The organism is Sphingobacterium cavernae (assembly GCF_008520265.1).
GTDB lineage: Bacteria > Bacteroidota > Bacteroidia > Sphingobacteriales > Sphingobacteriaceae > Sphingobacterium > Sphingobacterium cavernae.
The window spans coordinates 76464-100053 of the sequence record NZ_VIQM01000097.1; the positions used below are offsets into that span (position 1 = coordinate 76464).

The window sequence follows — 23590 nt, forward strand, 5'->3', positions numbered from 1 at the left end:
GTATAACAAGTATTAGCTCATTGAATTATTAATTCATGAACAGGATAAAAATAGTAAGAAATATAAAGCGTGTACGGTACGTTTTTAGCCAAAAATTATAGCATCTTACTTGAAGAGTTTTTCAAGATTATCATAACCGTATATGGCATGCGCTGGAATTAGCTCACCCTTAGGGCCAAAAGCATATAAATCCTGTTGATCTTCTATAATACATTTACTTTCATCGTATTCTCCGTTGGAATTTTTAATATACTGAGGAGTAAGATGAAAATATTTTACTAGAAAATCATAGACTGCCCTTCGCTTTTCGTAACCAAAATCATGGGCTCCATCCGGAAAATGAATGTTCTCCACAGCATGTTCTGCATTGTAGAATTTATATATTTCTTTCAAGTATGGAAAATCGTACAATGGCGCATGTGCAGTCCAATCCTTTCCATTTGAAACTACTAATTGCGGACGAGGAGCTGTCATTGCTGCGATTTCAACATTATTGGTCCCAGATCCACTAAAGTGTATAGGTAACCCACTCTCGCATGGACACCCACCAAAATGATATGAGGATAGAGACGCTACAGGAATACTTAATTTGATTCTGTCATCTAATGCAGCTATTAATGCACTATGGTTACCACCACCTGATCCACCACAAATTCCAATACGACTTGTATCGACCGTAACATCTGTATATAAAAAGTCTATTATTCGTAATGCAGATAGAGTTTGTACTGTTAATGCTAAACTTTTCCGATGATCTCGTGATTCAAACTGAAGCAACGATTCTCCCCAGGCAAATAAATCATAACTTACAGCAATGGCTCCTAATTGAGCAATCATGGCACAGCGGATTTGGGCATCTTTTCTGTATCGGTGACCTCCCCAATGTCCATCTGGCGAAAGTACAACAGGAATTTTCGTCGCATTCTTGAATTTTGGTCTATATATTGATCCATTCACAAATAGTCCAGGCATTATTTCCAAGGCGAAATTTTCAACAGTGTACTTTTGAAACACTCTCTTTTTAGTTACAAATGGCTCGCCGCTAGGTGTAGGTGGTAAAGGTGAGAGTTTTAAAGCTTTAAAAAGATCTCGACGAAGCGAATCTTTACGAATTTGCCAACTTGATCTATCTCTGTATTGTGCAGACAATTCCTTTAAAAATTGCCATCCATCTTCTTCTTTCCAACGAAAATACTCGTACTCTTTGATTTTGTATTTATTCTCAGCCTCCTTATTGGCTTTTAAATCTAAAGGGGATAAGATATTTGATAATGTCTCTTCAACATTACCTCTAAAGCGCCAAAAACCATATTCAATATATTTATCCTTTAATTGTTCCTCATTATATTTAATAGTGACCTTGAATTTATTCTCTATAGTTTTTAAAACCTCTTCGAGAGGAACGCTGTATTTTGTATCAGTAGTTTGAGCTTTTAAAATTCCGTTTAAAACACAATTTATTAATATTAAGACTATTACAAAACACAACTTCATGATAACTTTAATTATTTTAGTTCTAATCTCTATTATTTTTCCAGCCTTTGAAAGTCAAATTAGGATCAAGATTTGGTTTTGGATAAAACAAGCTGGCAACATATCCAACACCTATAACAATCAAATGACTATAGACTCCAAGCATCAATTTGTTATGTGTAAAATTAAACCTACCAAAATCAAGAATCTTAAAGGTTTCTTCTCCAAAACTAATTTCGGTACTTGTCAAAAAAGCATATGCTGTGAATAATATACAAACGACAATTGCAATATTTACCCCTTGATTATTCGCTCTTGACGAAAAGATTCCCAATAAAAAGACACCAACAATTCCTCCTGAGAAAATAGCATACAATGTAAATATTATGCCCAAGATACTTTCACTTCCCAATTCAACGTAGATAAAACCTATCACAATAGAAATTACACCAGCTAAAGCCACCATCCAACGGCTTACGTTTAAGTATTTTTTATCCGATAAATTAGGCTTTGCCTTTTTGTAATAATCTTCGATTCCAACTGCTGCAAGCGAATTTAAATCTGCGCTCAAACTACATATCGCTGCCGATATCATTGCAGCCAAAATAAACCCCACCACGCCCATTGGCAACTCAGACATTATAAAGTATGGAAATACATTATTAGGCCCAACAGTTTCTGGTAAAGGATTTTGTTGATAATATACAAACAAAGCTGTACCAATTAGCATAAATAAGGACCATACCGGTACAGTCAAGAGTATACCTAATAGCGATGCTCTGATAGCCGATTTATCTGATTTCGCAGTTAAATACCTTTGAATAACAGTTTGATCTGTTCCATATTTCTGAATCGCATAGAACACGCCATTTATCGCCATCACTAAAAATGTTAATTTCTTGAAATCCATATCGTAAGGACCGAAACCAGTACGACCGTTTGTTGATGCCACATTCCACAGTTCCGCAACACCTCCATCAATTGATAGGATAATAACAAACAAACATAAAATACCACTAGCAAACAACATGAAGCCCTGAAACACATCAAGCCATATAACTGCCTCTATACCACCAAGTAAATTCACAGCAACAATCAAACCTCCCACCAATAAAATGATAACATACGTATCAAAACCAGTCATACCTTCTAATGCAACAGCCAAGAGATAGAGTACGGTTCCCATACCTGAAAATTGCCTCAATACAAATGCAATGGAACTATAATACCTTGCAAAAGACCCAAATCGTTTTTCGAAATATTCGTATGTACTCAGGCCTATCACTTTTCTATAAAGGGGCACGATAAACCAAACAGTTCCTAATAAGATTATTGGAACCATTAACCCTTGTACGAGAAGTATCCAGTTATTTGAAAAACCTTCGGCTGGATAGCCTAAAAATGTAACACTACTAATTAGCGTAGCGAGTAAAGACATACCAATTGCCCAAGAAGGTACACGACCTTTTGCTGAGAAATAATCTTCTGTAGTATTCTGGTTTTTAGCATACCGCACACCAAAATATAAGGTTATAAGGAGCACAAATACAATAATTCCGTAATCCAAATAACTTAAAATAGGTTTATCCATTAGTTGTGTAATTAGATATTAAACATCCTGATGGCTATTCCATGAATAGCTTCCAGGTTTTAATGTAATATATAATTCAGTATTATCCACTTTCATTCGTATTACTCCTGCCTGAAATACATTTACAGGTCTCATTTTATGTATGTTTAATACTTTTAAAATTTCATAGGCAGTAGCACCACCTTCAATATTTAGCTCATGTATTTCGCTTTGGGAATATAAGTCTGCTACCACTTTAGCCATAATAAAACGCAAAACATTAGCTTTTTCATTTACATCATCAATAAATGCTAGAATCGCTGTTCTATGTGTTTTCAACTTTTCGATAAGATAAGAAACTACGTCATTATTAATTCCATCCCAATAGATCACAAATTCTTCAGGTCGTGCTTGAAGCCACTTTCTGGAATTTTGATGCGTAGAACCGCACACATAAAGTTTGGTGTTTTCGGCAATAATTGACTTATCGACCGAAGATATAAAATCTTCAGAATTTATAGGATTAATTTTTATTTCATTATTTATCAATAATAATTTTAATAACTCCTTAAAATATGCTGACGCTCCAGCATTAATGCGATTCAAATAAGTTTCGCCTGCCAAAACAACTAAATCCTGTTCAGAAGATGCTTCCCAAATTGTCACGCCTTTAGTCCCGAAATCTTTTCCAACCTTACATAAATGCCAATTAGGGTTATTCAAAATCTCCAATACATCATCATGCATAACAGGAAATTCTGGATCCTGCGCAAAAGAAGTTTGGCTAATCAAAACTTCATCTATATAGTATTTACTATCTTTTATAGAGCGATTTAAAATTGGGTTTATAGGACAAAAATTAATAATTTTATGTTTCAAAAGATTACAATACAGTTCAATTTCCGCACTTATGTGACCTCTTAAAACCGAATCAAATTTTAAATATATACAATTGAATACAGAAAAATCAACTGCATCAACAATAGTAATAATCTTATTTTTCACGTCCTCTAACGTTAAAGAACGCGTATTGCTGTTTAAAATAATAACATCACTTTTGAAATTGTCTTCTTCTGATAAGCTATTATAAACTTCTGCTGTTAAACCAGATTGTAGAACTATTCCTGCAATTTCAGCAGCTCCTGTGAGATCATCAGCGATTACTAATATTGAAAACATGGTAGTACTATTTATTTTGACTTAATTGTACTGCAGATTTAATAGCTAAAAGCATCGCGTCAGCACTTGCTACACCCTTTCCTGCTATCTCAAAAGCCGTTCCATGATCTACTGATGTACGGATAATTGGTAAGCCCATAGTTATATTTACACCTTTCACGCTATCCATTTGCTTTTTCTCTGGATTCCATTTAAAACCCGTTAACTTAAAAGGTATGTGTCCCTGATCGTGATACATCGCTACGATTCCGCCATAGTAGCCTGTAGCCGCTTTTGAAAATAACGTATCGGCAGGTACGGGTCCATCTACATCATAACCTAGTTCTTTTGCCTGCACAACTGCTGGTAAAATTTCTAAATCATCTTCTGTACCAAAAAGACCTGAATCTCCTGCATGTGGATTAAGTCCCGCGATACCTATTTTTAGGTTTTGTTCACCTAAACTTATCAATCCATTATGGAGCAATTCTACAACTTCTATGATACGCTCCTTTTTAACCAAATCACATGCCTGCCTCAATGAAACGTGCGTAGACACATGGATAACTTTCATATTTTCTTCTACCAATAGCATCGCATACTTCTTTGTATTTGTATACTCTGCGTATATCTCGGTATGCCCCGCAAAATGAAAACCTGCTTCGTTAATAGATTTTTTATTTATTGGACCAGTAACGGTGGCATCTAACTTCCCATCTAACGCAAGGTCAATTACTTTTTTCACCGCTTCAAAAGATGCTTTACCTGCCTCAGCTGATACTTCACCAAATTTTATTTCATCCAAATTAGCATTCTGTAAATCAAACACATCGATTTTGCCAAAATCAAAATTTGCTTGAGCTACATCAGAAACTGCATTAATCTCGACATCGATATTAAGAAGCTCTGCGATGTGTTGGAAAACTTTTGCATCTCCAATTAATAATGGCTTACAAATAGAGTGAATATCTTGATCTAATAAAGCTTTAATGGCTATTTCAGGACCTATACTTGCTGGATCACCCATAGTTATCCCGATAACTGGCTTATGCATTTTTTGTCAAATTAAGAGTTATAGTATTTTGATTAACTAAGTCTTGAAAGTTTGAAATCAGCTTATTTTCTTCCTCTACATTATCTCTATTTAGTGGTGGCATCATATGCGTATCACATAAATCCAGCTGTTTCATAAGAACTTTAAGCGCCCAAAGAGAATCTCCTAAAGACTTATTTGATTGATAAATAAGACCTAGTTTATCCGATTCGTGCTGCAAGCTATAGACACGATCTTCTAATCCTTGCTCAGCCGCTAAACACATTTGTGTATAGATTTTTGGAGCAAAATTCCCTGTACTTGGTACAATTCCCGCACTTCCATTTAATAATGCAATAGCTGATTGTCCAGCCCAGCCCATATAATGCTTAAAATCTGTTCTATCTCTACAGAGATCAAGTAATGCGATCAATCTCTCAATAGAGCGTTCTGAATCTTTCACAGCCACAATTTTAGGATGATGACTAAGACGTTCTATCACAGCTAGCGGAATTGACATATGTGTCGTTGCAGGAATATTATAAATAATCAATTCAGGTTTACATGCATCTGCCAGTCTAAGAAAATAATTCTCCATTTGCTCCTCACTCAGAGCATAGTAAGTAGGTAATGTTGCTACCACTGTTTCAACACCCAACTCAAAGGCTTGATCTGCAAATTGTATAGTATCATCTATTATATTAGAAGAAACACCTACAAGCAACTTTTGTCCCACAGGACGATTATCTACAGCAACTTTAAGGTACTCTTCTTTAAAATTTTGAGGTAATGATGCGCATTCACCTGTAGTCCCCAAAATAAAAGGAATAGCATTATTAGAATACAAATACGTAAAGATTTTCTTAACTGCATCTTTGTCAAGTGATAAATCTTCGCGCATTGGAGATATGACAGGAATAATTGTTTCTTTCATTATAAGTATATTGTTAATAGGCCTTTTCAAATATTTCTATTGCATCATTTAGCTTAATTTCACGCGGATTATTTACTAATAACCGTGTTATTTTCATTGCATCCTCAGCCATTTGTGGTATTGCATCTATTGGAATATTAAGATCTCTTAATCGTGAGGGCACACCACAATCGGCAAGCAGTTGTTTAATTTTAACAATACCTGCTAAAGCAGTTTCTTCTTCAGATTCACTTTTATTACATCCTAATGCAACTGCAACTTCAGCATATTTTTTGATGTTACTCAGATAACTGAACTCCATCACATGAGGTAATAAAATCGCATTGGACAGACCATGTGGCAAATGAAACATACTTCCTAACGGATAGGATAATGCATGAACTCCTGCAGTATTAACAGGTCCTAGACAAAACCCGCCTAGTAAGCTTCCCATCGCAACTTTGCTTCGTGCTTCGATATCATTTCCACTTATAACAGCTTGTACAAGGTTATCTGCTATCAATTGCATGCCCTTGTAAGCATACATATCAATAAACTCTTGTGAATTTTTGTTGACATAAGCTTCTAGACAATGCGTCAGGGCATCTATACCAGTAGCCGCTGTTATTGCTTTTGGAATACTTAAGGTTAATAGTGGGTCTGCATAAACCATATCTGGCACTAAGAATGGACTAATAATCCCTTTCTTTTGTCCTTCTGGGTCTACTAATATTGAATTTGGAGAAACTTCACTACCTGTCCCTGCAGTGGCAGGTACACATATGAGTCTCTTCTCGCGCTTATGCAACAATCCATTGCCTACTATTTCTTCTAATGTCTGCTCACTATCGAGAAGAGCTGCTATTAACTTGGCCACATCAAGTACACTTCCTCCACCAATTCCTATTACCGTATCCACACTTTTTAATGGAATCGAGAAAATCACACGTTCTAAATCCTCAAATGATGGCTCTTGAACAATTCCTTCTTCAATATGATACTTCACACAATCATTTTCTAAGCTATTAATTAATGGCTTTATGGCATCACGCAATGGAACAATGGAAAGTATTACGACTTCCTTGCATTGCAAAGATTTTAGGTCTTGCACCAATTGATCTAAAACACCGTTTCCAAAAACTAACTGTCTAGGAAAATTAATCTTTAAATATGTATTCATTAGGTTTATTCTTCCTCTGGTTTATAAACTTCTTCACTCGGTAATGTATACCCCTTTACTTCTGGCCAAATACCGTTTTTAATTAGTCGCCTTTTCATTTTTTTTGGATCAGCCACCACATGCTTCATTTTCTGTCTTCGCCATGTATATGCAAAATGAACCAACCCATCTTTACTTTGAATTACAGCTGGGTAAGAATATTGACTAATTGGTGAATCTTCAAGAATCAATGTAGCATACCATTTTATTCCATCTTTCGAAACCGCAACGTTCAACGGCGTTCTTTTTCCTTTTGGATTATCAGCCGGAGGCAATACGTGATTGTAAACTAACACATGCGTACCATCGTTTAGTGTCACTGCATCAAAGCCTGAATTGTTATTTGGCAAGGAAGTTTTGCTTAATGGCGACCAAGTCTCACCAAAGTCATAAGACCATGATTCCGCAATTGCCCAATTTCTTGTGCGTGCCAGTAGTTGCAATTTTCCTTTACCATGATTCAAAATAGTAGGCTGTATCGCATTGATATTATCACCTCTATCAACAGAGGCTGTTTTACGCCAGGTCAGTCCATTATCAGTACTAATTTCAAAATGTATATTCCATCCATTTCCTTCCGTACTACTTGGTGATATAAGATTTCCGTTAGACAATAATATAGGCTTGTTTTTTATGGGACCTAAAATTCCAGAAGGTAACTGTGTTGCTTCCGACCACGTTCTACCGCCATCTTTTGATCTTTTCAACATTCCCCACCATTCCGACGGTTTTGGCCCAACTTTATAAAACAAGAGCAAATCACCATTCGGAATTTGATACAAAACTGGATTCCAAGTTGGTAGTCGTGAACCATCTTTTTGAACACCATCAGCTACAGACTCAGGTTGACTCCAACTTCCGTTTTCTAGACGTGATACATAAATTTCTACATCAGGATTTCGCTCATGTTTACCGCCAAAGAAAGCATATATTAAACCATATGGTGTATCTTCAATCGTAGCAGAGTGACATGATGGAAATGGAGCAACATCATACACAAATTGATCGGTGATAATACCTTTCTGCCATTTGTGTAGATTATTGTGTTGCGCGTATATTAATCCAATGCAGCATGACAACATCGTCAGCAATATATATCTCATAATTTATAATTTGCTTTTAAATAGATAATTACCAGAAGATATCTCAATTATTACCTTACCATCTCTCAATTCGCTGAGTAATTTGATTCCTTCTATTGTTTGTATTGATTTGTTTGATTCTTTAATTGATTCCAAAGAAGATGTAGGTAAATGAATAATCGCTTTGGTGTTAGGAGGAATAGAAATATCCCATTCAAAATTCTTTTTGTTTCTTTTCCAATGGGAATGAATTTTACCAAATAAACTTTGGAATCTCGCATTCACATAAGTCAGATCACCAAGGATTTCAGGGGTCATAACAATTGTTTGAAAAGCATTTTCTTTAGACTTTATTCCCGCCAAATTTTCATAATACCATACTAGTAAATCACCCAACATCATGACATGATTTTGCGAATTCATTTTTGGATGTGCCGTATTTCCATTCCACAATTCCCAAATGGCGGTCGCCCCATTTTCAATCATATAACCCCATGATGGATAAGTCTTTTTACTAGCCATCTCGTATGCAAGTTCACCTAAACCGATATCAGATAATGTACGCATTAACCATTGCACACCCACCACTCCTGTACTAAGGTGCCCATCGTTATCAATTCGAATATTATTTTCAATTGTTTGAATTAACCTTCCTTTGTTTGAAGGTTCAACCAACCCAAAACACACAGCTAAAATATTATCCGTTAACTTATTTGCTCCGTAATAACCGTTTTCATTATAGAATTCCTTGTTAAAAGCACTTCTTATTTTCTGAGCTCGATCTATGTACTCTGTTTTATCATTTGAGTTAAATGTTAATTCAGCGAATTTCTCCATTAAGCCCAATAAATGATAATAATAAGCTGTGGATATTAGTAAGCTTGGGTATTTTTTATCTGCAATTTTTCCTCGTCCAGCTTCAATAGACTCAGGCGGAAAACACCAATCACCATAACTATCCTTCGTAATAATCCCTTGACCATTCGAATAATTAGAATAGATATAATTCATCCATTTCTTCATAGATGCATAGTGATTTTCAATAATTCTTAAATCACCACTCTGCTGATACAGCATATCCGCAATTATCAGATAAGTTCCTGGCCAACTGATATTATCACTATAATATCTCCAAAATGCTGGTGCTACATCCGAAATAGATCCATCTGCTGTTTGTGATAGTCGAATATCATCGAGCCATTTGATATAAAAATTAATGTTATCAAACAGGAATGTTTCTCCGTAGGCAGTAACTGTTCGATCGCCGAGCCAAGGCTGACGCTCGTTTCTTTGTGGACAATCTATAGGCATCCCTTTATAATTAGATGCTGTGCCCCACCATGCATTTTGATGAATTTTGTTCAGTAGACTATTTGAACTTTCAAAAGATCCTATAGTCACCAAATCATCGTAAACAAATCGACCTATGAAATTATTAGCATGTACTTCACCAGGATAATTAGAAAATTCAACATATCGAAAACCATGATAAGTAAAACGTGGTTCCCATTCTTCTATTTGCCCCCCCTTTAATGTATACAAATCGGTAGATTTCGCATCTCGCAAGTTCTCTACAAATATTTCTCCATCATCCTGAAGAGATTCTGCAAAACGTAGCTTTACTTGTTCACCAGACTTGCCTTGTACTTTAAACTTTACCCACCCTGAAAAATTTTGTCCAAAATCAACTATAAAACGCCCTTTTTCTTTATGAATAATGTGAACAGGTTTGATATCCTGCATTACTTTCATAAAATTATTGAGCTGAGATTCGAATTTTCCAGTAGGCGCTTGTACATATGATACTTTCATCCAACTCGAATCATCATAGCCTTTTTCTGACCATCTTCCTAATTCTTTGCGTGCATTATATTCTTCTCCATCATATTCATTATTCGCAATGATGGGACCATCTGTGGTTCCTTTCCAAGAATCATCCGAGCGGATTGTTTCTGTTGTTCCATCCCCGTATTCAACAAATATTTGAAGCTGCATTTTAGGAAAGCCAAATGACTTAACTTTGTAAGCTTTAGTTTGCCTCATGGCAAAAAATCGGCCATTACCTAGGATTACGCCAACTGCATTCGCTCCTTCCTGCAATGACGTCGTCACATCAAAAACATTATATTTAACATTTTCAGAATAATCCGTTGGAGCTGGCGCAAGTACTTGATCGCCTATTTTTCGGCCATTAATATACAATTCATACAACCCTAAGCCCATGATATAAGCGGTAGCTTTTTTTACTTTCTTAGGTGTTTTGAATTCCTTTCTCAAATAACGTGCTGAAAGTTTGCCTTCTTGTTGGTTGTCACTTGGGAAATAACTTTCAAAACCGATCCACCTGTTGTACCAATCCTTATATTTTAACAGCCCCATGGTCCACGTCGCAGGTGAAGACCAAGTAGTTTTACTCTTATTCGTTGCTATTTTTACTTTCCAAAATACTTGCTGACGACTTGTAAGATTCTTACCATTGTAATAGACCGCTATAGAATTATTAGATATTACATCTCCAGAATCCCACACGTCACCTATATCATTATTAAGCTTTTCTAGATTTGAGGATACTAAAATGCGATAGGACTGCTGGATTACATTTCGTTGAGAACTCTGAATCTTCCAACTCAATCTTGGCTTATTAATATCAATGCTTATCGGATCAACTAGTAATTCGCAACGAAGATCATACAACGCAATTGTCTCTCCTTTTGCGAATAGCGTACAAAAAATTAGTATAAATAATATATTAATCCGTGCGTTCATAATTATCACTATTAATTACCAGAGAAATCGAAAAATATCTTCATATGCAATGCGCGAATTGGCTCCTTCTCAAAATCGTAATAAACATGGTCCATTCCCATTGGACCTGTTGTTTCAGGTTTCTGTGTTTTGGTACCGATAGCAGATATGCCATTCATAAATGAAATATCACCACTTGGGAATGTTGGTTCCATATTCTTCCAGCTTGTGTCCTTTTGTTCTTTAGGTGTAAACAATCGTAGGAACACATCTTCTCTGTCTGTGAATACTTTAAATGATTGGTCGTTCATAATAAATTTAGCCCAATACAAATTGCTGTGATAACCTTTAAATTCGGGATATTTAAAAGGAATTTCGCCTGTTGCAGCATCATTATAATCCTTCTTCCATACACCAAATTGATTTCCTTTCATCCTATTCTTCCAAACTCTAAACGGTCCATTTCCCATATACTCTACAGATTTTAATTCTGATTCTGGGAAAGAAAAATTTACCCCAACATATCTCGTGAAATATGCTTCAGGAAAATATTGTAAATGCATTTTCAGTTGCCCCGATGAATATATTTCCCATCGCAATGTATTATAGCTTGACTTTCTATCAAATGTCGACTCAATAATGACCTTATTATCGACTTTTGTAATCTTGAAATCCTTAAAATTATTTACTCCTTTTTCAATTACCGGTCCATTGCCTAAAGGAATTAACCCTTTGGAATTATGTACTTCTTGAAGCAATCCATTAATTTTATTGAACTTATAAACAATTTTATTTGAGCTGATTGTAAAAAATAATGCATCCTCTACAACTTCAATTGAAGAATCATGCGAAGCAGACAAGAATTGGCTTGCTGTACGTTTTGGTAATGCTATAGGAAAACTCCAAGTAAATATTTCCCTGCCTGAAGGATCATTTGCAGTGATGTAAAGAACATCAAAACTATACCAATCAATAGGCAAATCAACTGCTAAAACTCCTTTGTCATAAGGCATTATATTTGGAGACTGAATTGTGTTCTTTTTGCTCCCTAAACTTTCCCCATATTTGCCCAGTTTTTTAAGTTCGAAATTAAATGTACATTGATTAGTATTTGTAAAAGCGTACCGATTTTCAATGTTAAACTTTCCATCAAATTCCTGAGTCATTTCTCTCTTTTCGAAAAAAATTGGACTCCACACTTCTTTGATTGTATAATAACTTCCCTCTTTTTCATAGTATGGACCTACTATACCATCTGCACCGTGATTACCATCTGTGTCAATTATATTGTCTTTATCTGTACGTACAATCCCTTGATCCTGAAAATCCCATAAAAACCCGCCTGCCGATAATGGATTTGACCACATTGCCTTCCAATAGTCTTCCAATCCAGCACCATGACCTCCATCAAACATTCCATGCAAAAACTCAGTAGGCATTAAAATATTATGCCCATGATCATAACTACCGATACCATAATTGTATTCACGATAATGCGTAGTTTCGAATCCTCCATATACCGCCCAAGGATGAATCAACGGTCTATTCTGAATATCTTGATCATAAAATAAATAATCTAATGCCGTATTATGACCTCCTTCATTACCATTCGCCCAAAATATTATAGAAGAATAGTTTTCGGAAACCACCATCATTTTCTTTAAAACTTTCGAACCTACTTCTGTATCGTAATAGCCATGCCAACCTGCCAGTTCATTCATCACGTACAGTCCTAAAGAATCACAAGCTTCTAAGAAATGGTTATCGGGAGGATAGTGCGCCATACGAACAGCGTTCATATTCATATCTTTCATCATTCGAACGTCGTGATAACTAATTCCTTCACTTGTTGTTCGTCCGGATTCTGGATGGAAACTATGTCGATTTACACCTTTAAATTTGATTTTCTGTCCATTAATATAAACCCCATCTCGTTGTTTAACCTCAATAGTTCTAAAACCAAATTTCTGCTCAATTTCATGAACAACAATTCCATTTTTCAGTAAAGATACTCGAGCTTTATATCGATTTGGAAACTCGGCTGACCACAATTTAGGATTAGAGAAATTCAAATTTAACCATGTCGAATCGCTGTCTATCTTTTGCTTAACTACTTGCCCAAATGGTTTACCTTGCTGATCATACACTTGCATAGATATTTCATTAGCGGATCCGCTATGCAGTATTCTACTTCGATAGCTACCATCTGCTCTAGCATCTATAGAAAGTCTTGAAATATAAGTCTTGGGTAATACTTCCAAATAAACTGGACGAAATATTCCACCTAAAATCCAGTAATCTGCTTCACGCTCGGCAGCATTTACAGATGCATTAGACGAATGTTTGGATACTTTTACTTCCAATAGATTTTTCTGACCATATTTAATCAGTTTAGAAATATCATATTTGAATACGTAAAAAGAGCCTTGATGTATTTCTCCTGCTAATTTTCCATTGATTTTGACTTCTGTATCAGTCATCGAACCTTCAAAGACAAGATTAATTATCTTATCTTTCCAGCTTTTGTCGACAACAAATGAATGTTTATACTCTCCGTATTCTTTTGAAACGGTTTCCTTTTTATCAAAACCATAGTTATAGTTTCCAAAACCTTGTAACTCCCAATTTGATGGAACTGATATTTTGGACCATTTGCCCGCATTCATTCCTTCCGATACTTTAAAATCCCATTTTACCCCATCGTCTTTTCCCTTACCAGAAAGATAAATGACTTCCGTCTTCTGCGCAAAAACCTGTAGTTGAAGCAGAATAAATAAACAAACACTAAACAGTCTAATACATTTAGCCAACATAATTAGTTAATCTTTTCTGCTTTAAAATTTAACAATCTATAACAAGCTTCTTTCACAGGTGTGCCTGGATTTGGAACATCAAAATCTTGATCAGTAGGTGTGTCCGCATCAGGATAACGTCGAGTCTCTCCTGTTCGAAAACTTACACGTGATACTTCACTTATAGGTTGATAAAATATTCGTGTTCCTTTACTTACGCCATTGATATTTAATTGAAATGATCTTGTGGTAACATCAATATCTAAATCAAAATCATACCTTTCTCCTTTTTTGTATGCCTGAATAGAAGCATTGCGGTAACCAGCTTTATTCTTAATTTGTGAATCTTGATCAAAAATTAATCTTCCTGCCGCTTGTCCTTTACTATTCAGAAATTCAATTTCTAATTGTCCATTATCTACTTGTTCAGGAATAAGAGAAAATGACAACTTTATACGCTTACTTGACGGAACAACTCTCTCAGCTTTGGCGTAATCATAAAGATCACTATCGCGCAAAACGAGTGAACCATTTTCTATCTTAACCGATGACCAAAGAGGACTATAGATGTTCCACTTATTGAATGATTCAAACGCATTTTTTGAAAAATCATCGTCTACATTTTCTGTCACTTCCGACACTACAGGTACAGGTACTTTTGCTACCCACATGTCTTCTTTATTCATACTATAAGTCAGCCACATGGTTTTGTTGTCAGGTGAACCATTATCTTCCGTAATACCTCTAACATACTGAGGACCATAAGATTTATAATTCCCACCATATCGCATAGTAGAGATTTCTCCATTTATTAGCAATAAGTCTGTATAATTCAAGCCATCAATACTCGTAGATACAGCCAAAGGCCATCTAAATTCAGACGGATTATATACAGTAGCGTATTTCCCATCACCCGTACGTTGTCCCCATATTTTAGCATTACTATTGACAAATCCAGGCGCGCGCAATGGCGTATATTGCCAAGATTTACCATTATCATTACTCACAGATGTTAATGCATGTTTCCAAAGCCCTACGACTTTGCCATTGGGTAGGTGATAATAAGAAAATGCTTTTATTGGTCTATTGTATGGTATTAATGGATCATTGCGATCTGCTTCTTCTACCCACTGTTGCATTACCAGTGGATTTTTCATCATTTCCTCACACGCCTTTATGAACTCTTTATCCTTACTTTTGGTATACATTGGATATTCAGGCTTATATTTTGAAAAGGAAGAATTCATACGGATAAAATATATGGCACCGAAAGTTCCGTCCTTGTTAATCTCTCTAACAACACGGCCAATACCATTTCCATCATTTGGATCATCCTTTTTATCTAATGCAACGCCATAATATCCAATAGTTAACAGCTTTCCATTCTTTGCTGTATAAAAGCCCATTCGCTGATGCATTATAGCATATAAATCTTTTCCAGCTTTATCCGTTCTGTTTGGTTTAGTAAATCCTTCTGGGACCTTATAGGCAGGAAAAAGTTCCACTGGATCCGACCAATTGTACCCATCTTTAGAAGTGTGTAAAAATGTAATTCCTTCAGCAATGTGTTCACCCACAGGATTACTCAAATATTGAACATAATAAGTATTATTCCAATACGCTATAAAGGGTTGATGATTGTATGTGAAATATTGGCCACCAGCAAATTGCGGATTTTCTCTATTAGCACGAAATATTTGGATATTATGCGTACCCACCGCCGGCGTAAGCTGACCATGATGATAATCAATATTTGATAAGGAATTGCCTGTATATTTGACTGTATCTTGCGCATAAACAGCTGAAACAGAAAACAATATACTTGCTAATAAATTGTATCTAAACTTCATAATATAATGCTATTTTTCGTGCTTCAATAAATTTTTTAAATGTTTGCTTGAAGCCTTAAATATTGTTCCATGCTTATGTCCTACAGGAACATTGATTTTATCATTTACCTTTTCAAAGCTTTTGAAATCTTTGGTTGATACTGCTTCATAAGATTTACTACCGTAAGAATCAAAATATATCAACCAATGATCTTTAAGTTTCAAAACAGAAGGTCCTTCAGTAAGAAAATCAGAAAATGGTAATGTAATGTCCTTGAAAGGTCCTAATGGGTTATTTCCCGTAGCAACTTTTAAATTCCTATTTGGACGCGTATTATCTTTCAAGACCAACGCATAATCTGCTTTATTTTTTTTCACAATTACTGCATCTATCACACTAAAACCGGGATCGTAATACAGTGCTGTAGGCGTGAACGAATTGAAATCATTAGTTTGCGTATAATACATTCTGTGGTTATTATATTCATCTTCCACGCCTTTTTCGAAACGATAAGGAATTGTTGAAGCCCAAATAATAGTAAACTGATGTTTATCCTCCTCATAAAATAGCTCAGGAGCCCAGACATTAACAGTAGTCTCTTCGTGCGCCATCACAGGAATTGTTTTTATGTTTTCCCAATTGACCAGATCCTTGGAAGATGCATACCCTATACTTTTATCTCCTTTCCAAGCGATAGTCCACACTAAATGATATATGTTATTTTTATCCCTTACAATTGATGGGTCACGCAAGATTTTCTGTGAACCCAATACAGGTTTTAATGATACTCTATCTATAGATTGCCATTTGTATCCATCATAACTATATAAGAATCTTAACCCCTCGTTTGCGGGTTCGCGAAAAGAGGTAAACATATAAACATCCTTCTGACAAGAAATAAATAGACTAGCCAGAATAAATAAAAAACCAAAACGCTTGAAATAGAACACTATAAAAATATATTTATTCAAAAATTTAAATTTTATCCAAAATCAAAACCCAATCATTACCTGCTTTATGATCGCCATCAGGCTTAAAACTTTGAATTCCTTTGTTATCAAAATTCCCAATTGAAATTGTTTCGCCATTACGAGGGTTAAACCACGAAGCTTTTACCTTCTCTCCTTTGATTTTGCCCATGACGATTTTCATTTTGCGTCCTGTATAATTATATATTAGCGCATAATCATCTGTCCTTGTTGCCAACAAACGTTCATATCGTTCTCCATTTTCAGCTAATAAAGATTGATCTGGAATTCGATCAAAATAATTCTGTTTTGAAAGCATTAATTCCTTCAAATAACGCATTTGAGTAGCGCCTGGAGCTTGTAAAGCTTCATTCCACAATACAGAAGATCCATAGGCTGAAGTCGTGTCAATCGCAGAATGAAACTGCATCACAGAATTTTCACCATAGGTATATCCAAATGCACCTGCAAATACCGACCAGTATCCGTATCTACGTACGTCATAATCTTTCCAACGTGGCTCTTCAATATTATGTAATCCTTGGGGTATTCCTTCGTACGATGCTTCACCATCTATTGTAGGCTTTACAGGTTTTAAATTCCAATCTACTTGAATGTACTTCCAGTTGTCTTCGCCATAATGTTTTACTTCATTGCGGGATGTATCTTGATCATAACGTCTGTGACCTGATTGCACCATATTGAAGTCTAACCAGCTTTCATTATGAAACCAATCTGAAGACCCAGTTCGGCCTCTTGGATGGTAAGTCATTAATTGTTTTGGTACAATAGTTTTTATAGCTGGACCTATTTCTTTCCAGACACTAATAGAATCAGAACCTTTAATATCACCACCATTCAACCATATAATATTATCCTTATATTTCCAACGCTCAGCTAAAAAAGAAGCGTACTCTTTCGCTTGTTGTGGAGTAACTAAACCATTTTTCACATTAGTGCCCCATACAGGTACTAACGCCATATATAAGCCTTTTGCTGCGGCACGATCAATCATATAATCAATATGATCCCAATAATCATACTCATCCGCATTATTAGGATTATTACCTTCAGTAATTAGCGGTTTTGAGATATCACCATTAACAATTGACGAATCGCCATATATATTGACCGAAGGAACAGTGTGCAATACCATTGCTTGTATTACATTAAAACCTTTGGATTTTCGATCTTCCAAATATGCTTCTGCTTCGTCACGATCCAACTTATTAAACATCAACCATCCTGTATCCCCTAACCAAAAAAAAGGCTTTCCATCTTCAGTCATCAAATACCTCCCATTTTCACTAATTTTCAATGCGGGTGTTGGTGACGTATTTTTAGATGCTTCACAACTGATAAGCGCGCCAATTGCTAGAGTTGAATAAAAAAGCTTATTTAATATTTTCATATTGTTAGATTTATTTTAATGTTGTGATTACTTCTTGGATAACCAAACCACAGTTGATTTATTAAACTCTTGAAACTGTTTAGGTACTTTTTGAAGATTTATCTTGCCTAAAGATTTTACTTGACCCGAACTAGAATCAATAATAGAAACATGATATGTTCCCTTATATTGAGGAATAGTGTTAAGTATTTGTTCTAATGTAACACCGTATACAATCGCACCTAATTCACTTTCTAAGACTTTTATTCCATTAATTTCTTTAGGTTGCATTGTAGCAGCAGCTTTTAGAAAGTTTTTATCTTCAATCTTAGGCAGTGCAGCCATAGATCCTCCTGCCATAAATATTGCCCACGCCATAGAAGGATGATTATCTCCGCTGTAAATAACAGCCTTGTCTGGAAAATTCATACGGTATTCTGAAACAGCACGATACACTTGATCGAATGATGTTTTTTTCGGTTTTAATAAACGGGCATGTTGACGCGGGGCTAAATGCTTACCTCCTTCAGGTGAGTAAGTCGATCCGTCTGCCTGATAGTGCCAATATCTTATATCGATTAATTGTATTTCAGTTGCTCTATTTTTATCTTTAAGGATTACATCTTGCACATCTTTTGTGGTACTTAATGCGACAAATACGTTTTTACCTTTCTCCTGTTTCCATTCTTTAATTACATCAATCCAAAATTCTACAAAGTGCAATGGTCCAGTAAATTCGGCACTGATAAGATGAATAATATTACTATTATTCTGAAAATTTTCTAAACATTTTCGTATGTAAGCTCGATGAATTTCACGCCTAATTGGATGATTAATATCGTAAAATTGCTCATCCATAAATATGCGTTTGTCCCCTGCATAATGTACGGGTTCAGGAAACCCGATATTATTAATATTATTTGCTGTACGCCAAGGAAAATCAGTGTAATGTGCTCCAGCCTCTAAAATATTATGCTGAAAATAGTTTTGATGAAGCAATACTAGTCCATTTTCGTCAGCCAATTTGGCAAATTCTTCCAGGCGATTCCAGTAGAAATGATTATAACGCGTCAAATCATATTTTGATAATCCATCATAAGCAATTCCCTCACCACTTCTTGCAAACGGTAATTCATAAAATGGGGGCCATACTTCGCCATTAATTCTGCGTGTACGCTCATGATCATCACGACGACGATCGTACCATAATCCATAATTATGGTCAATTGATAAGATGTTATTAGAAGACATGTATTTCGCAACTTCAGTTAAATCATCTGTCATACCTAAGCCTTTCTCACCCGGCACAAAACGAGTAATGTGAGGCTTTGCTTTCATTGTGCCATATGGACGAGAACTACCAGACCACCATTGTACATCTAATTTGTTACCGACCAAGACTCCTTCTTGAGCTACTAGCCAACCATTGTGGATAGTCATGTTTTTAGAAGGTAATTTATTAATGCTATTCTGCTTTACTTCATCTGTCAATAACATTCCGTCTAATTTTATATTTAGCGGATTATTATTAATTGTTTGAAATATAAAATCTTTTAAACTTGACTCAACAGCATAAGAATCTACGGTTAAAACTTTAGCTTGCTCTACTGTTGGACTACTTGTACCTCCTCCATCAATTGGTTTGAATAAAGCTCTTTTGCTCACTGAATTGCCAATTCTTGCAGATAATAGCGCATAATACATACTGCGCGGTTTAATATGCTCATTGGACTTCTCCCAATATCCATTTCCATTGAACTGAGACCATATCCCATATGCCCAATTCATTGCGGTTGGTGGTTGCTCACACTCGACCAAGGCTGCACTACTCTGCCATATTAGTGAATTAGCAGCGGTCCAACCCGCTCCATTTCCATCTTGCCCTCTATTTTTAAAACTTATAGCATGATTATCAATATATACATTATCAAACAAGCTACCTGTAGACCAACTATCTACTGCACCACTAAAATTATAGGAATCATAAGCATGACAATGCACAAATGCATTTGGGCCAGCAGCCATATATCCTATTGAAAAATCATGATAACCACCTTCAGAATAACAACGTTGAAACAAAGTCTGCTGCCCTTTGGTATGAAAGGTATACCGTCTTTGTCCTCCTATTTCGGATATAGGTTCTAATGAAATACAATCTTCAACCGTAACTCGTTGACTTGATGAAAGTAAAAAAACAGCAGAGCCTGCAAAATGATGGAATGCTATACGACGGATCCATATATCTTTAGCATTATTTACTGAAATCGCCATCCAACGATGATCTTCATCTTTGGAATTTGATGAATCGTAACTTGAAACCAACTTTACATTTTCAACTCCAATTTGTTCTACCCTATCTTCCCATTTATACAGGCTAACATAACTTTCACTATATTCTTTCTCTATTGCGTTTGTTAAAGGTGCGTCTATTAAAATCTCATTACCATTCACAGCAGTAACTACTCGATCCCAATTAATATCCCGTTGCCTTGGCTTCCATCCTATGGAAGTAATCCCCCCTCCAAAATGATCTGTACCCAATTTTTCAATCCATTCTTTCGATGAAGGTCTAGTAATTGTTATATGATCTCCAACTTTAATAGTTTGATTATGTTCCACTATCAGTTTTTTACTACCTACAGGTACATAGTTATCATTTATTGTCAGCTTATTTTCAATCACTTTATTATTTCCACCAACAACTTCAATTAAGGTATTTCTACTTTTACCAGTCCCCAGAAGTACAGTACCATCGTCCTGTAGGCCAGCTCCTCTTAATACAACACCAGAAGTATGAATTTTAAGCGTACCTGATACATTATAAGTTCCCTTAGAAAGTTGAATAGCTCCTCTAAATCCATTTGTATCCTTTGGAAGTTTGGAAACATAATCAATAGCATACTGAATTAAATTAGTTGCATCTTCCTTGATGTGTGACACGGATACTTTTGCTGCAATAAATGGAATTTCCGAATCTCCACCTTTGTATCCTGCGTATGAAAAATCTGGAATTACATTCCCCAAAGCATCTGGCAAAACCGTAATATTTTCTTCCGTTATTGATAAAGGTTTGTGTTGTTGAGCGTAGATAGGATTAAAGACAACTAAAAAGCATATCCATGCTGAAATGGACAATGCATTAAAGTATATTTTTTTTGCTGCGTAAATAATTAGCGTCTTTAACATGGATAAATTGGTTATATCTAAAATTTGAAATTTCATACAATTTCATAATCTAGCATATACAAACTTAAATGAATTAAACATTTATGTTATATATGTTATTTTCTGTCTAATGTAGAATCTTATCTAGATTACAAATTGGCTTTTTCTTTAGTAAAAGATGCTCTCGTAATATAATTAAGCATATATAAGAAGACCATTGAATATCAACTATCTGATTACCTAAAGGTCAAATAGTATAATTTTATTTGAATGGAAAGTATGCATAAGTTCGATGATTTGATCGTTAAAATAACAATTACAATGCAATTATTTCAAAAATTTAATATGCTTAAAAAAAGAATGGTTCCAATTGTTAATAGCTAAACTGGGGAGGATAGATATTAAAAAAGGAACCAATTCTGAGGTTTACCAATAAAAACCAATTATAAACTATTATGAAAAGGACATTGTTTTATATTTTCTTCGTAACCAGACTATTCAAATAAATTTCAATATTAGAATATCCTGATTCAGTGATTTGAGCAGAATCCTTTGGATCATTAGGATTCAATCCCATTTTTTTCTCAACATCATCTGGAATACCATCATTATCGGAGTCTTTATAAGGCTTGCCTTTATATTCTGGATATCCTCCAACTTGAGAAATATCTGTAATTATTCCAATCTTGTAAGAATCTTTTGGCAAACGTCTATGCTCAAATTCGTAATCAGGTAATTTCACATTTTTCAGTGGAGTAGGTTTTCCATCTCGCACTTCTTTAACAATTCTTTTATCTACGGCATCACGTACAGGCAATGTCGCTCCGGCATTTTCTAACACGAGATTATATGTTTCTTTAGCTGATATAATATTCATTTCAGCCATAGGAAGTGGTTTACTCACGCGTGAACGAAGCATATACTCTTCATAATCATTTCCTGACGCCAAGCTACCATCTTTGTTGTAAAATTGAACCCCACCTGCCCAGTTGTCGTTTGTTACTTTATCATTCCCTTCTACAATATTTCCTTCCACGTATGCTCGACCAAACACCATAAAGTTTAATTTGCTACGTCCTGATTCTGGTTTTAACAGTCTGTACCTGATCGGTTGATTCAAAGGAGTTGCAGGCCCTGGTTTGAAATAATTATTAATAATATTGTATTGAGCCGTATAATCACCTCCATCAACCGAACGATGAACCCAATTGTACACCACGTTATTTGCAAAATTGAATATCCCATTCCATCCAATTGATGGATTTCTTGCTGCATTATTTGCCCACAAATTGCGCATGAAAGAACAATTTTCGCCCCCTAATGTACTTCCGAAAGCATGATTCCAAGTATCCAAAGCTTCAGAGAAAATGGAATTTTGGATCGTAATATTTACAGTACCTAACTTAACTGCCTGCTTACCTGTACCATCATCGTACATGTGTCTATAAATAGACATATTTTCATCTAAACCCCAACTAGCCGATATGTGGTCCATCATGATGTTTCCAATTGGATTACCGCCAATAGCATCATCACGACGACCTACAAATGTTTCTCCCCGACGGAAACGCATAAAACGTACTACCACGTCATGTGTATCAATCCATACGGTTTCGCCAGCAACACATACACCATCTCCTGGTGCGGATTGTCCAGCTATGGTAATATATGGAGCTCGTATAATTAATGGTGTTTTTAATCGAATAATACCAGCGACATTAAATACAATAATTCGTGGACCACCTTGCTCACATGCCTCTCTTAGGGTCCCTGGACCACTATCCTCAAGACTTGTCACTACAATTACTCTACCTCCACGTCCACCAAATGAATATTTCCCACCTCCCTCAGCTCCTGGAAAAGCAGGTATTTCAGCTTGTGGGAGATCTGTTGGTCTTCCTGCCCATGGAATATATGGTTTTCCTTGTTTTGCATATTGATCAATAATAGGCAAAGCTTTTTCCCATGCTGCATCTGACTGCTTACGTGCTAATTCCAACATCTCGTCAGAAGCTTTCTTCACATCAGAGGGAATCTTTGGGTATTGAGCCTTCACATCCTGGCTATACACTAGCGCTACCCCCATCATAACAAAAGCTGCTTTTAATAATCTCATCCTAATAATGTATGGTATTCGTTTATAAATTAAATTTTGTTTATCTACAAAAGGTTATCCTTGCTTAGAGAAAGTTATCTTCTCTACTAACCAAAATAACACATAATTTGAGGCATTCTTATTAAAGAAATTAGCA

At 35.6% G+C, this 23590-nt stretch carries 14 protein-coding genes; all 14 read right to left on the reverse strand.

The genetic code is table 11. The annotated features are described in order from the left end of the window. Positions 1 to 105 precede the first annotated feature (105 nt). Positions 106 to 1494, reverse strand: coding sequence for a DUF4974 domain-containing protein (locus tag FLS47_RS16500; protein WP_149915424.1), 1389 nt, complete (start codon positions 1492 to 1494; stop codon positions 106 to 108). 22 nt (positions 1495 to 1516) lie between these two features. Then, positions 1517 to 3064: a sodium:solute symporter gene (locus tag FLS47_RS16505; RefSeq protein ID WP_149915425.1), complete on the reverse strand. Its 1548-nt coding sequence runs from the start codon at positions 3062 to 3064 to the stop codon at positions 1517 to 1519. Positions 3065 to 3082: 18 nt separating this feature from the next. Beyond that, positions 3083 to 4222: a four-carbon acid sugar kinase family protein gene (locus tag FLS47_RS16510; protein WP_149915426.1), complete on the reverse strand. Its 1140-nt coding sequence runs from the start codon at positions 4220 to 4222 to the stop codon at positions 3083 to 3085. 7 nt (positions 4223 to 4229) lie between these two features. Continuing rightward, positions 4230 to 5255, reverse strand: coding sequence for a 4-hydroxythreonine-4-phosphate dehydrogenase PdxA (pdxA, locus tag FLS47_RS16515; RefSeq protein WP_149915427.1), 1026 nt, complete (start codon positions 5253 to 5255; stop codon positions 4230 to 4232). Next, entirely contained in the window at positions 5248 to 6198 is a 951-nt protein-coding gene (locus FLS47_RS16520) for a dihydrodipicolinate synthase family protein (RefSeq protein ID WP_223225393.1), read from the reverse strand. Before FLS47_RS16520 ends, pdxA begins: the two co-directional genes overlap by 8 nt. Continuing rightward, positions 6182 to 7327 (reverse strand): iron-containing alcohol dehydrogenase, encoded by a 1146-nt coding sequence (locus tag FLS47_RS16525; RefSeq protein ID WP_149915429.1) that lies wholly within the window; start codon positions 7325 to 7327, stop codon positions 6182 to 6184. The genes FLS47_RS16520 and FLS47_RS16525 overlap by 17 nt, the downstream gene beginning before the upstream one ends. Positions 7328 to 7332: 5 nt before the next feature. Then, positions 7333 to 8469, reverse strand: a complete 1137-nt coding sequence (locus FLS47_RS16530) for a sialidase family protein (RefSeq protein ID WP_149915430.1) — start codon at positions 8467 to 8469, stop codon at positions 7333 to 7335. A 3-nt stretch (positions 8470 to 8472) separates the two neighbouring features. Further along, positions 8473 to 11214 carry an alpha-L-rhamnosidase gene (locus FLS47_RS16535; protein ID WP_149915431.1) on the reverse strand — a complete coding sequence of 914 codons (2742 nt, stop codon included), beginning with the start codon at positions 11212 to 11214 and terminating at the stop codon, positions 8473 to 8475. Positions 11215 to 11225: 11 nt separating this feature from the next. Beyond that, entirely contained in the window at positions 11226 to 14006 is a 2781-nt protein-coding gene (locus FLS47_RS16540; RefSeq protein WP_149915432.1) for a glycoside hydrolase family 2 protein, read from the reverse strand. A 2-nt stretch (positions 14007 to 14008) separates the two neighbouring features. Then, positions 14009 to 15835: a sialidase/neuraminidase family protein gene (locus FLS47_RS16545; RefSeq protein WP_149915433.1), complete on the reverse strand. Its 1827-nt coding sequence runs from the start codon at positions 15833 to 15835 to the stop codon at positions 14009 to 14011. A gap of 9 nt (positions 15836 to 15844) precedes the next feature. Continuing rightward, on the reverse strand, positions 15845 to 16690 hold the full coding sequence (locus tag FLS47_RS16550) for a glycoside hydrolase family 43 protein (RefSeq protein ID WP_149915434.1): 846 nt from the start codon (positions 16688 to 16690) through the stop codon (positions 15845 to 15847). A gap of 100 nt (positions 16691 to 16790) precedes the next feature. Then, positions 16791 to 18194, reverse strand: coding sequence for a glycoside hydrolase family 140 protein (locus FLS47_RS16555; RefSeq protein WP_149915435.1), 1404 nt, complete (start codon positions 18192 to 18194; stop codon positions 16791 to 16793). A gap of 27 nt (positions 18195 to 18221) precedes the next feature. Beyond that, positions 18222 to 21359 (reverse strand): DUF6298 domain-containing protein, encoded by a 3138-nt coding sequence (locus tag FLS47_RS16560; RefSeq protein WP_149915436.1) that lies wholly within the window; start codon positions 21357 to 21359, stop codon positions 18222 to 18224. A gap of 451 nt (positions 21360 to 21810) precedes the next feature. Further along, entirely contained in the window at positions 21811 to 23427 is a 1617-nt protein-coding gene (locus tag FLS47_RS16565) for a polysaccharide lyase (protein ID WP_149915479.1), read from the reverse strand. Between the last annotated feature and the right edge of the window lie 163 nt (positions 23428 to 23590).

Bases quoted from the DNA above. Each gene is read 5' to 3' on its own strand.
- FLS47_RS16500 (WP_149915424.1), bottom strand. From the start codon at position 1,494: ATGAAGTTGTGTTTTGTAATAGTCTTAATATTAATAAATTGTGTTTTA.
- FLS47_RS16505 (WP_149915425.1), bottom strand. From the start codon at position 3,064: ATGGATAAACCTATTTTAAGTTATTTGGATTACGGAATTATTGTATTT.
- FLS47_RS16510 (WP_149915426.1), bottom strand. From the start codon at position 4,222: ATGTTTTCAATATTAGTAATCGCTGATGATCTCACAGGAGCTGCTGAA.
- pdxA (WP_149915427.1), bottom strand. From the start codon at position 5,255: ATGCATAAGCCAGTTATCGGGATAACTATGGGTGATCCAGCAAGTATA.
- FLS47_RS16525 (WP_149915429.1), bottom strand. From the start codon at position 7,327: ATGAATACATATTTAAAGATTAATTTTCCTAGACAGTTAGTTTTTGGA.
- FLS47_RS16530 (WP_149915430.1), bottom strand. From the start codon at position 8,469: ATGAGATATATATTGCTGACGATGTTGTCATGCTGCATTGGATTAATA.
- FLS47_RS16535 (WP_149915431.1), bottom strand. From the start codon at position 11,214: ATGAACGCACGGATTAATATATTATTTATACTAATTTTTTGTACGCTA.
- FLS47_RS16540 (WP_149915432.1), bottom strand. From the start codon at position 14,006: ATGTTGGCTAAATGTATTAGACTGTTTAGTGTTTGTTTATTTATTCTG.
- FLS47_RS16545 (WP_149915433.1), bottom strand. From the start codon at position 15,835: ATGAAGTTTAGATACAATTTATTAGCAAGTATATTGTTTTCTGTTTCA.
- FLS47_RS16550 (WP_149915434.1), bottom strand. From the start codon at position 16,690: ATGTTTACCTCTTTTCGCGAACCCGCAAACGAGGGGTTAAGATTCTTA.
- FLS47_RS16555 (WP_149915435.1), bottom strand. From the start codon at position 18,194: ATGAAAATATTAAATAAGCTTTTTTATTCAACTCTAGCAATTGGCGCG.
- FLS47_RS16560 (WP_149915436.1), bottom strand. From the start codon at position 21,359: ATGTTAAAGACGCTAATTATTTACGCAGCAAAAAAAATATACTTTAAT.
- FLS47_RS16565 (WP_149915479.1), bottom strand. From the start codon at position 23,427: ATGATGGGGGTAGCGCTAGTGTATAGCCAGGATGTGAAGGCTCAATAC.